Source organism: Segeticoccus rhizosphaerae, from assembly GCF_009192725.1.
Classification (GTDB): domain Bacteria; phylum Actinomycetota; class Actinomycetes; order Actinomycetales; family Dermatophilaceae; genus Segeticoccus; species Segeticoccus rhizosphaerae.
The window spans coordinates 1-11,004 of sequence record NZ_VOHR01000109.1 but is presented as its reverse complement, the minus strand read 5'-3'; the positions used below and the strand labels follow the sequence as shown (position 1 = coordinate 11,004).

The window sequence follows — 11,004 nt, the reverse complement described above, 5'->3', positions numbered from 1 at the left end:
GCGGCGCAGGCCGGCCACGCGGCGGCGCGGCCCGGCGGGCAGGCCGACGTCGGCCGGGCTGATCCGCTGCCGTGCGGTGCGCAGCACCGCAGCGAGCTCCTGTCGATCCACTCCTCCAGCATGGTGCACCGCGGCGGCCGCAGGGTAGGACCGCTGCTCCCAGGGTCATCCGGCACTGGATGGCCCCGTCGATGACGTCGATCGTGGTGCCCATGAACACCACAGACAGGGCGCCCGAGAGCGCCGACACGGCACCCCACGACAACACGTCCACCATCGCCCTGGTGACGGGCGCCAACAAGGGCCTCGGCCGCGAGACCGTGCGCCGGATCGCGGCCCTCGGCTGGACCGTCTACCTCGGCGCCCGCGACCCGGAGCGGGGCAAGGCCGCGACCGCCGAGCTCGCCACCGACGGCGCCGACGTCCGCCACCTGCTGCTCGACGTCACCTCGGATGAGTCCGTGGCGGAGGCGGTGCAGGTCGTCACCGCCGAGAGCGGGAGGTTGGACGTCCTGGTCAACAACGCGGGGATCACCGGAGGCCGCACCGCGGTCGAGGCGACCGTCGCCGGGGACTTCCTCGCGCCATACGGCGTGAACGTGCTCGGGCCCGTCCGGGTGACGCACGCCTTCCTGCCGCTGCTGCACGCCTCGCGGGCAGCGCGGATCGTCATGGTCTCCAGCGGGGTTGGCTCGCACGGTGTCACGAGCGACGTCGACCGGCTCGAGTCGCGCATCCAGTCGCTCGTCTACCCCTCGTCCAAGGCCGCCCTCAACATGGTCACTGCGCAGTACGCCAAGGCGCTGCCCGGCATGCGGGTCAACGCCGTCGACCCGGGCTACACCGCGACCGACCTGAACGACCACCAGGGTCATCAGGACATCGAGGAGGGCACCGACGCGATCGTCGCGATGGCCACCATCGGCGCGGACGGCCCGACCGGCGGCTTCTACGACAGGTCCGGACCGATCCCCTGGTGACCTCCACCTCCACTTGTCGCTGGGAGAAGGCGTCGCATGTGACGCCTTCTCCCAGCAACAACTCGGAGAGCGGTCGAGGTCAGAGTTGCGGCACCGCCGCGAGCGCCGTCTGCAAGGACTCCTCGGAGAGCTCGTCGTCCTGCAGCCGGCCGCCGAGGAACTGGTCGTAGGCACCGAGCTCGAGCAGTCCGTGGCCGGACAGCAGCACGACGATGACCTGCTCCTTCCCGGACTCCTTGGCCGCCAGCGCCTCCCGGCGCACCTGGGCCAGGGCGTGTGACGACTCCGGCGCGGGGATGACGCCTTCGGTGCGGGCGAACTCCACCGCCGCCTCGAAGCACTCCGTCTGGTGCAGCGCGGTCGCCTCGATCAGTCCCTCGTGCACGGCGTGCGAGACCAGCGGTGCCATCCCGTGGTAGCGAAGGCCGCCGGCGTGGATCGGTGTGGGGACGAAGTCGTGGCCGAGGGTGTACATCTTCATCAGCGGAGTCAGCCCGGCGGTGTCGCCGAAGTCGTAGCGGTATTCGCCCCGGGTCAGGGTCGGGCAGGACGTGGGCTCGACCGCGAGGATGCGCGGGTCGAGTTTGCCGGCCAGCTTCTCCCGCAGGAAGGGGAAGGCGAGCCCGGCGAAGTTCGACCCGCCACCGGCGCAGCCGACCAGCAGGTCGACGGAGTCCTCGCCGGCCTTGGCCAGCTGGAGCAAGGTCTCCTCGCCGCTCACCGTCTGGTGCAGCAACACGTGGTTCAGCACCGACCCCAGGGCGTACTTCGCCTCCGGGTCCTGCGCGGCCAGCTCGACGGCCTCGGAGATCGCGATGCCGAGGGAGCCGGGGTGGTCCTCGGGGAAGGCGCGGCCCGACGCGGTCTGCCTGCTCGGTGACCGGTGCACCGTGCCGCCGAAGACCTCGATCATCGTGCGACGTTGCGGCTTGGTGTCATAGGAGGCACCGACCTGCCAGACCTCGCACGTCAGGCCGAACAGCGAGCAGGCATACGCGAGCGCCGTCCCCCACTGTCCCGCGCCAGTCTCCGTGGTCAGCCGCGTGATGCCGTTGATCGAGTTGTAGTAGGCCTGCGGCACCGACGTGTTCGTCTTGTGCGACCCGGCGGGCGAAACGCCCTCGTACTTGTAGTAGATGCGCGCCGGAGTCTCCAGCTTGCGCTCGAGCCGGTGTGCCCGGATCAGCGGCGAGGGGCGGTACTGCGCATAGACCTCGCGGACCGGCGCAGGGATCTCGACGAATCGCTCGGTCGTGACCTCCTGCGCGATCAGCTCCGGCGGGAAGAGCGGCGCCAGGTCGTCGGGACCCACCGGTTCGTGCGTGGCCGGATGCAGCGGCGGCGGCGGCGTCGGCAGGTCGGCGACGATGTTGTACCAGTGGGTGGGGATCTCCGACTCGTCGAGCATGAACTTGTGCTGGTCCATCGGACTCTCCTTCTGCCGGCGGGTGTCGCCCCGACGCTACGGGGTCCGGATGCCTCACGTCTCCCGGTTCCGCTGCGCGAGATCCGCCGGGGCGGCCTATGGTCGAGACATGGGCGGCGACGACGAAGCGGCCTGCCGCCGAGGAGCCGCGACAGGAGGAACGCATGAGCATCCGGGTGAAAAGGGTGTATGACGACCGCTCACCGGAGGACGGTGCACGCGTCCTCGTCGACCGCGTGTGGCCCCGTGGGGTCAAGAAGGAGGACGCGCAGCTCGACGACTGGGCCAAGGACGTCGCGCCCTCGACCGAGCTGCGCAAGTGGTACGGCCACGACCCGGACAAGTTCGACGAGTTCACCAAGCGCTACCGCAAGGAACTCGAGAGCGGCGACGCCCGCGGCGGCCTCGACCGGCTCCGCGAGTCGGCCCGCGAGGGTGACCTGACGTTGCTGACCGCGAGCAAGGCGGTCGACATCAGCCAGGCCACGGTCCTGGCGACGCTGCTCGGCGAGTCCTCCTGACCGACGCCCCGCGGGACCCACGACGCAGGCCGACGCCCGGGCGGGGTCGACCGCAGCGCGCACGCACCGAGGGGCCGGAGATCCTGTGATCTCCGGCCCCTGGGCCACCCTGCAGGACACCCGGCTCGGCAGCCCCTCATCCACTCATCTCAGCGGTGCAGCTCCACGTCGGCGGCCCGGACGAAGACCATCCGGTGGGCGAGCTGGATCTGGTAGTAGCGGTCCTGTCCGACGACGTCGGTCCGGTCGCCCGGGATGGAGCCGTCGAAGGACCACGCCCGGTAGTAGTCGGTCACGGGAGTGAGGTCCGTGACGGCATACGACTGCCCCGGCTTCATCGTGTACTCCAGTGGCGAGATCGGCTGGTAGGCGATGGTTTCCGGATAGGCCTCCGGCTCGGGGTAGGCGCGCCCGTAGACCGGGGCCGACTCCGCGCCGGCCTTCACCGACACGGTGGCGGCGTCCCGCTTGACCAGGATGGGGTCGTCGCTCGGGTTGTGCACCCAGGCGGGTCCACCTGCCCACCAGACCTTGACCCAGTCGCCCCGGACCTCGGCGACGACGAGCTTGTCGCCGGCGGTGGCACGGGCGCTGACGTCGGAGACCACGGTGCTGCCCTCGGTCGTGCCCGGCCGGACCGCGGGGTCGCTGACCAGCGGGGCGGACTCGCTCGGTGCCTGGCGCAGCGCCGCGAAGTTGGTCGGCGCATCGGCCACGCAGTCACCAGACCCGGGTGACTGCTCCTCGCACTGGGTCAGGGTGTGGCCGTTGCCCTCGTAGCCCGGGCGGACGATGACCGTGTCACCGGCGCTCAGCCTGGTGGTGGCCGGCTGCTGGTCGCCGATCGGCTCCTTGAGCAGGTCGAAGTAGTGCTCCCAGTCCCAGTAGGGGCCCGGGTCCCAGTGCACGTTCCTGGTCGCGCCGTAGACCGTCCCCGGGACCTCCCCGTGCCCGATGACGTGCGCTCGGTCGAGCGGGATCTGGTACTCGAGTCCGAGGTAGCGCACCAAGGAGGCGGAGTTCTGGTACATCGCCTCGGTGAACCAGCCGGGGTTGCCGGCCTTCCCCTCGTGCTCGATGCCGATCGAGTGCATGTTGACGTACCAGTTGCCCGCGTGCCAGCCGACGTCCTTGGCGTCCATGTGCTGCGCGACATGGCCGTCGGAGGAGCGGATCGTGTAGTTCCAGCCGAGGTAGGTCGGGTCCTGCACGAGGTTGATCGACTGGTCGTAGGTCGCCTCGGTGTCGTGGATGACGATGTACTTCAGCTTCGGCCCGCCCTTGCCGGTGCGGTCGGCGATGTCGTGGTTGCCGTAGCTGCCGGTGTCGTCCGGCGCGTTGGGGTCGTCCTTCTCATAGGGCGCGGGCAGCCACTCGCAGCTGAGCGTCCGGGGGCAGTCCGTCGGGGACGCCGAGGGCGCCACGGTTGGCACTGCCACGTTCGGGCGCGCCTTGAGAGTGACGGCCGCGCCCTCCGCCGTGACCCGGCTCTGGCCCTCGCGCAGGGTCGTGTAGACCTGCTTGGCGAAGGAGTCGCTGTTGCCGGGCGACCCGGCGGTGCCGTAGCGCGCCACGGCACCGGACCAGTCGTTGACGTCGCTGCTCGAGCCCTCCTGGTAGGAGGCGAGGACGGCGGCGCCGGCGCAGATGTTGGCGTCGGCCTCGCCCTTGATCGCCGCGAGCGGCAGGCCGGTCAGCCGCTGCGCGACGCGTGCGGTCTGGGTGGACTCGGCGGTCCTGGCCGGTCCCACTCCCTTGCCGTTTGACGCCTCGGTCGCCTGGGCCGTCAGGTTCATCGGTCCGTAGCCGCCGTCGGCACTGGCCTCGCCGGGATGGGCGTCCCAGCGCGACTCCATGTAGGAGACCGCCTTGAGCAGGGAGACCGGCACGCCGCTCGCGCCGGCGGAAAGGGTGAAGGCCTCCTGCAGCCGGACCGTGCCCTGCTGCGCCCACCCGCAGTCGACGCTGACGACCGCCCGGTCCGGCTGTGACGCGGCCATCGCCGTGGGTGCGAGCGCGGCGACCAGCCCCGCCCCGGCCACCAGGGCGCCGGCCCTGTAGAACGCGTTCTTCATTCCGACCTCTTCCCGGTGCGACCGCCCGAGTCGATCGCGTCACCGTTCCTGTACGTCAATAATTTTTGTATGGACGTGTCGCTGCGGCGGAAATGTCCGCATCGCCACCGTGGCAGAGCCGCACGAGACCCGGCAACCCCTGGATCGTCATGATTCGGTCAGGATCGGCGATACCCCGGACGAGCGGCTGCCCGCCATCCCTTGACTGATTCCATTCTCAGTGATGGGGTAGTCAGATGAACGCGTCCGCACCCCCGGAGGTCCAGCTTCGCAGCGCCTCGCTGCGCGTGACCCGACCGCGACTCGCGGTGCTGGACGCAGTGCGCGGCACGCCCCACGCGGATGCCGACACCATCGCGCGCGAGGTCCGCGCCCGGCTCGGCTCGGTGTCGACCCAGGCCGTCTACAACGTCCTGGCCGCGTTGACCGAAGCCAACCTGCTGCGCCGGATCGAACCGGCCGGCTCACCGGCGCGCTACGAGACGCGCGTCGGCGACAACCACCACCACGTCGTGTGCCGCGTGTGCGGCGCCATGGCCGACGTCGACTGCGCCGTCGATGAGACGCCGTGCCTGGAGGCCGACGACCCCCACGGTTTCGTCATCGACGAGGCCGAGGTCACCTACTGGGGACTGTGCCCCCGCTGTCAGAAGCGCTCCGGCAGATCCGTGTCATCAATGTCATCAATGTCATCAATGTCATCAATGTCATCAGTGTCATCCGTGTCCGACACCACCTCACCACAAGGAGAGAAGTCACATGAGCAATGACAACGCGGCAGGCTCCACCACCGGCTCGGGTGCTCCGGCTCCGAGCGACCGCAACTCGCTGAGCCTGGGCAGCAATGGTCCGATCCTCCTGCACGACGTGCACTTCCTCGAGCAGATGGCGCACTTCAACCGGGAGAAGGTGCCCGAGCGCCAGCCGCACGCCAAGGGATCGGGCGCCTTCGGTGTGCTCGAGGTGAGCGAGGACGTGTCGCAGTACACCAAGGCGGCGCTCTTCCAGAAGGGCGTCTCGACCGACATGCTCATCCGCTTCTCCACCGTCGCCGGCGAGATGGGCAGTCCCGACACCTGGCGCGACGTCCGCGGGTTCTCGATGAAGTTCTACACATCCGAGGGCAACTACGACCTGGTCGGCAACAACACGCCCATCTTCTTCCTGCGCGACCCGATGAAGTTTCCGCACTTCATCCGCAGCCAGAAGCGGCTGCCCGACTCCGGCCTGCGCGACAACCACATGCAGTGGGACTTCTGGACCCTCAACCCCGAGTCCGCCCACCAGGTCACCTATGTCATGGGCGACCGCGGCCTGCCGCGCACCTGGCGGCACATGAACGGCTACGGCTCGCACACCTACATGTGGATCAACGCCTCCGGCGAGAAGTTCTGGGTCAAGTACCACTTCCACACCAACCAGGGGATGGAGTTCTTCAACAACGCCGAGGCCGCGGCGATGGCCGGCCAGGATGCCGACTTCCACCGCCGCGACCTGTTCGAAGCGATCAAGCGGGGCGAGCACCCCAGCTGGACCCTCTCGGTGCAGGTGATGCCCTACGACGACGCGAAGACCTACCGCTTCAACCCGTTCGACCTGACCAAGGTCTGGCCCCACAGGGACTACCCGCTGATCAAGGTCGGCACGATGACGCTCAACAAGAACCCGGAGAACTTCTTCGGCGACATCGAGCAGGCGGCCTTCTCCCCGGGCAACACCGTGCCCGGCATCGGCCTGTCCCCCGACAAGATGCTGCTGGGCCGGGCGTTCGCCTACAACGACGCCCAGCGCAACCGGATCGGCACCAACTTCCACCAGCTGCCGGTCAACCGGCCGCACGGCGGGGATGTCAACACCTACATGTTCGACGGCCAGATGAGCTACGAGAACAGCGGCGCCGCACCGGTCTACGCGCCCAACAGCCAGGGGCGCAGCTGGGCCGACCAGACCGGCCCGGTCGAGGAGGGCTGGGAGACCGACGGCGAGATGGTACGCAGCGCCTACGAGCTGCACGCCGAGGACGACGACTTCGGCCAGCCGGGCACCATGGTGCGTGAGGTCTTCGACGAGGCGCAGCGCGACCGCCTGGTCGACCAGGTCAGTGGGAGCCTGCTCGGTGGAGTCCACGGCGAGGTGCTCGAGCGGGCGCTCCAGTACTGGAAGAACGTCGACGAGGGCATCGGCAAGCGGATCGAGGAGAAGGTCCGCGCCGACGCGGCCTCCGAGCCGGCCGAGGGCATGGGCGAGGGCTGACTCCAGCCCGTCCCAGCCACAGCGCAGGTATGCCGTCCGCTCACCCGAGCGGACGGCATACCTGCGTGACGGCCCTCCACGAGCGCGGGGCCCGGGCCGTGCTGTCTAGGCTGTCGACGTGACGACCTCCGTTCCGCCCGACGGCGACAGCTACTACCTCCCCCTCGGCGAGGGCCGCTACCAGCCGACCCGGCTGGTGCAGGGCGTCTGGTCCGAGAAGGAGCAGCACATGGGGCCGGTCTCCGGCCTGATCGCCCACGAGCTCGAGCGGCACGCGCCGCGGGACGACCTCCAGCTCGCCCGGATCACCTTCGAGATCTATGGGTTCATCGCCGCGGAGCCGCTGCAGATCGAGGTGCGGACCATCCGCCCGGGGCGCACCATCGAGCTGCTCGAGGCCACGATGACCATCGGCGAGCGCCAGGTCGTGCGGGCGAACGCGTGGCGGCTGTCGCGGCAGGACACCAGCGCGGTCACGGGTGGCGTGGGCGAGCCACTGCCGGGAGCGGACTCGTTACCGCCGTGGGACGGGACATCTCGCTGGAGCGGTGGCTTCATCGGATCCCTCGAGGGCCGCCAGGTGCCAGGTGCCCAGCCGGGCCGGGCACAGACCTGGCTGCGCACGCAGCACCCGCTCGTGGAGGGCGTCCGGTCCACACCCCTTGCAGCCTTCGTCGGCCTGGTGGACACGGCCAACGGCGTGAGCACCCGCGTCCACCCGTCCGAGTGGATGTTTCCCAACACCGACCTGTCCATCCACCTGTTCCGCACGCCCGAGCCGGGGTGGGTGGGCTTCGACACGACCGTCGTCTTCGGTGACAGTGGTGTCGGTGTCACCTCGGCGGTGTTGCACGACCGACTCGGCCCGGTGGGCAGGTCCGAGCAGATCCTGACCGTCCGGCCGCTGCAGCGCTGAGCAGCACGAGCGGCATCCCGCCCGGGAAGGGAGCGAGCGCGTGACGTCCGAGGCGAGCATGGTCTCCGCGCCGAGCACCGATCCGGTGACCGCGGCCCTCGACGAGGTCCACGCCCGTCACGTCGGTGCGCGCGGTGGCGAGATCCCGACCTACATCCCCACGCTGTCGTTGGTCGACCCCGACCAGTTCGGGCTCGCCCTGGCCAGCATGAACGGCAACCTCTACCGGTCCGGTGACGCCGAGGCACCCTTCTCGATCCAATCGGTCTCCAAGCCCTTCGTCTTCGCTCTGGCGCTCTCCGAGCTCGGGCTCGACGAGGTGCTGCACAACGTCGGCGCCGAGCCGAGCGGAGAGGCGTTCAACGCGATCAGCCTCGAGGAGGGCACCGGCCGGCCCGACAACCCGATGGTCAACGCGGGGGCCATCGTCACCTCGTCACTGGTCCCGGGTGACCCCGCGGAGAAGTTCGACCGGATCCGCCGCTGCCTGTCCGCCTTCGCCGGGAGAGCACTGGAGATGGACGAGGAGGCCTTCGCCTCCGAACTGGAGACGGGCGACCGCAACCGGGCGCTCGCCTACCTCATGCGAGGGGCGGGATCACTGCGCTCGAGTGCCGAGGCGGCGGTCGAGGTCTACTTCCGCCAGTGCTCGCTCGTGGTGACCGCGTGTGACCTGGCGGTGATGGCCGCGACCCTCGCCGCGGGCGGCACCAACCCGCGCACCGGCGAGCGCGTGGTCGAACCCCGCGTGGCCGAGCACGTCCTCACCGTCATGGCGACGTGCGGCATGTACGACTACGCGGGCGAGTGGTTGCTGCGTGTGGGACTACCCGCCAAGAGCGGTGTTTCAGGGTGCCTGGCGGCGGCCAGTCCCGCGCAGTTCGGGATCGGCGCCTTCAGCCCCCGCCTCGACGTGCGCGGCAACTCGGTGCGCGGTGGCGCCGCCCTGCAGGACCTGTCCGAGCGCTTCGAGCTGCACTTCGTGCATGACACCGGCCTGTCCGCACCCGTGGTGTTCCGGTCCGAGGACCTGTCCGCGACCGATCCGTTCACCCCGGTCACACCGGGCAGCCGCGAACCCGTGGTGCACCTGCGCCGGCTGCAGGGCGAGATCGAGTTCGCTGCGGCCGAGACCGCGCTCGACGACCTCACCATCGAGACCGGCATCCGGGAGGTCGGCACCTGGCTCCTGCTCGACCTCAGTCACGTGACCAGGGTCAACGGTGTCTCGGCCCAGCTGCTCGACGCCCGGCTCGCCGGACTGCGGGCCAGCGGCGTGACCGTCTTCGTCACCGACGCTCTGGCGCGTCACCTGCTACGGTCCGCCGATGCCGAGTTCACCAGCGCGGAGGAGGCCTGGGCCGCCGTCGCCGGCGGTCAGGCCTGACATCCGTCAGGAGACGGCGGCCCGCACGAGCTCGACGACCTTCTTCTCCACCACGGGGCTCCACCGGTGGAGCGCGAACGAGACCGGCCAGATCTCTCCGTCATCGAGGTGCGCAGCCTCCTGGAACTCCAGCGTCGAGTAGCGGAGGCCGAACTTGCCGGAGTTCTTGAAACAGAAGACCACCTTCCCGTCCGCGTTCGCGTAGGCGGGCATCCCGTACCACGTCTTCGGCGACAGCTCGGCAGCGTTGGAGGTCACCACCACGTGCACGCGCTCGGCGACCACGCGGTCCTCAGGCGTCATCTTCTCGATGGCGTCGAGCACCGCCTGCAGCCCATCGGCCTTCTTGGCGCCCGCCCTGCCCTCGGCACGCAGCTCGGCCGCGCGCTCCTTCATCGCTGAGCGTTCTGCGGCGCTGAAGCCGCCGGACTCGGTCTGAGTCTTCTTCGCTGGCATGGTCGCGTTCCTCCTCGGTGGTCTGGACCGGCGGTTGCCGGTCGTCACGAAGCAGACTAGGTCTGCCGGCTCCCGGAGGCTTCTCGATTCCTGACGGAGTCGGCGCCATCGACGAGATCCATCCGGCCAGGACGCGTCGGGAGGTCTGTGGACAGGGTGCGCGGGCTGTCCGTGACCGGCCTTAGGCTCGTGAGAGTGGACCACGGATGGCTGGACGGGCTGAGCGACGAGGCGATCACCGCCGTCGCGGGCTCCGGGGCCTTCCAGCGGGGCACCGCCTACTCGCGAGAGGGACGCGTCGAGCAGCTCACCAAGGGCGGTGGAGGCACCCTGTTCGCCACGGTCCGGGGGGGTGCCCGTGAGGCCTACTCCGTGCTCGTCACGGGTCAGGACACCGTCGGTCCGGCCAGCTTCCAGGGTCGGTGCACGTGCCCGATGAGCGTCAACTGCAAGCACGTCGTGGCGGTGCTGCTGACCGCGCGGGAGTCGGCCACCCGCGCGGGCGGTGCGGACGGCGCCGGGTCCTGGGAGCTGCCGTTCGCGGGCATCGTCGAGGCGCAGGCCGCGCCGGAGCGTCAGGGGGTGCCCCTCGGGCTGCAGTTCGAAGTGGTCTCGCCCCGACGACCGGCTTCACACCGCTTCAGCGCCGCAGACGCCGCGCGGATGCCGCGCCGGCTCAAGCTCGACCCCGTGATGCAGGGCGCCCGCGGCACCTGGATCCGGACGGGGGTCTCGTGGCGCGACCTCGGCTACGGCTACACCCGCCAGTCCACCAACCCCGCCCACGTCGACGCGCTGAGCGAGTTCTTCTTCGCCCACCAGGCCCGCACCCAGCGGCACCAGTACGCCGCGGGCGGGCAGGCGATCTACCTCGACGAGCTCGGACCGTCGCTGTGGCCCATGCTCGACCAGCTGCGCGAGGCCGGGATCACCCTCGTGGGCGCCAAGTCGGCCCGCGGTGGCGTCGCGGTCGCTGCCGGCCCCGCCCAG

10 protein-coding genes are annotated in these 11,004 nt (G+C 70.0%); 7 read left to right on the top strand and 3 right to left on the bottom strand.

Going from position 1 to position 11,004, the window contains the following annotated elements; translation table 11 throughout:
* Nucleotides 1-212: 212 nt before the first annotated feature.
* Nucleotides 213-980 carry an SDR family NAD(P)-dependent oxidoreductase gene (locus tag FRW57_RS10680; RefSeq protein WP_137119717.1) on the top strand — a complete coding sequence of 256 codons (768 nt, stop codon included), beginning with the start codon at nucleotides 213-215 and terminating at the stop codon, nucleotides 978-980.
* Between the two features lie 79 nt (nucleotides 981-1,059).
* On the opposite strand, the gene FRW57_RS10675 is transcribed toward FRW57_RS10680, so the two are convergent.
* On the bottom strand, nucleotides 1,060-2,406 hold the full coding sequence (locus tag FRW57_RS10675) for a TrpB-like pyridoxal phosphate-dependent enzyme (RefSeq protein ID WP_152185980.1): 1,347 nt from the start codon (nucleotides 2,404-2,406) through the stop codon (nucleotides 1,060-1,062).
* Between the two features lie 164 nt (nucleotides 2,407-2,570).
* Between FRW57_RS10675 and FRW57_RS10670 the strand changes: the two genes are divergently transcribed.
* Nucleotides 2,571-2,927, top strand: a complete 357-nt coding sequence (locus FRW57_RS10670) for a DUF488 domain-containing protein (protein WP_137119715.1) — start codon at nucleotides 2,571-2,573, stop codon at nucleotides 2,925-2,927.
* Nucleotides 2,928-3,076: 149 nt separating this feature from the next.
* Here the strand turns inward: FRW57_RS10670 and FRW57_RS10665 are convergent, their stop codons facing one another.
* The gene (locus FRW57_RS10665) at nucleotides 3,077-5,002 is read right to left on the bottom strand and encodes an N-acetylmuramoyl-L-alanine amidase (RefSeq protein ID WP_137119714.1); all 1,926 of its coding nucleotides are present in this window, start codon (nucleotides 5,000-5,002) and stop codon (nucleotides 3,077-3,079) included.
* 236 nt (nucleotides 5,003-5,238) lie between these two features.
* On the opposite strand from FRW57_RS10665, the gene FRW57_RS10660 reads away from it, so the two are divergent.
* The 4 genes from FRW57_RS10660 to glsA all read left to right on the top strand — a co-directional run bounded on the left by FRW57_RS10660 (nucleotide 5,239) and on the right by glsA (nucleotide 9,558).
* Nucleotides 5,239-5,772, top strand: coding sequence for a Fur family transcriptional regulator (locus FRW57_RS10660; protein WP_152185979.1), 534 nt, complete (start codon nucleotides 5,239-5,241; stop codon nucleotides 5,770-5,772).
* Nucleotides 5,762-7,255 carry a catalase gene (locus FRW57_RS10655; protein WP_152185978.1) on the top strand — a complete coding sequence of 498 codons (1,494 nt, stop codon included), beginning with the start codon at nucleotides 5,762-5,764 and terminating at the stop codon, nucleotides 7,253-7,255. The genes FRW57_RS10660 and FRW57_RS10655 overlap by 11 nt, the downstream gene beginning before the upstream one ends.
* Nucleotides 7,256-7,373: 118 nt before the next feature.
* On the top strand, nucleotides 7,374-8,171 hold the full coding sequence (locus FRW57_RS10650) for a thioesterase family protein (RefSeq protein ID WP_152185977.1): 798 nt from the start codon (nucleotides 7,374-7,376) through the stop codon (nucleotides 8,169-8,171).
* 40 nt (nucleotides 8,172-8,211) lie between these two features.
* Nucleotides 8,212-9,558 (top strand): glutaminase A, encoded by a 1,347-nt coding sequence (gene glsA, locus FRW57_RS10645; protein WP_238384438.1) that lies wholly within the window; start codon nucleotides 8,212-8,214, stop codon nucleotides 9,556-9,558.
* 6 nt (nucleotides 9,559-9,564) lie between these two features.
* Here the strand turns inward: glsA and FRW57_RS10640 are convergent, their stop codons facing one another.
* Nucleotides 9,565-10,014, bottom strand: a complete 450-nt coding sequence (locus tag FRW57_RS10640; RefSeq protein WP_137119710.1) for a hypothetical protein — start codon at nucleotides 10,012-10,014, stop codon at nucleotides 9,565-9,567.
* 195 nt (nucleotides 10,015-10,209) lie between these two features.
* Here FRW57_RS10640 and FRW57_RS23185 point away from each other — a divergent pair.
* The coding region (locus FRW57_RS23185; protein WP_203230293.1) for an SWIM zinc finger family protein at nucleotides 10,210-11,004 on the top strand (795 nt) is incomplete at its 3' end.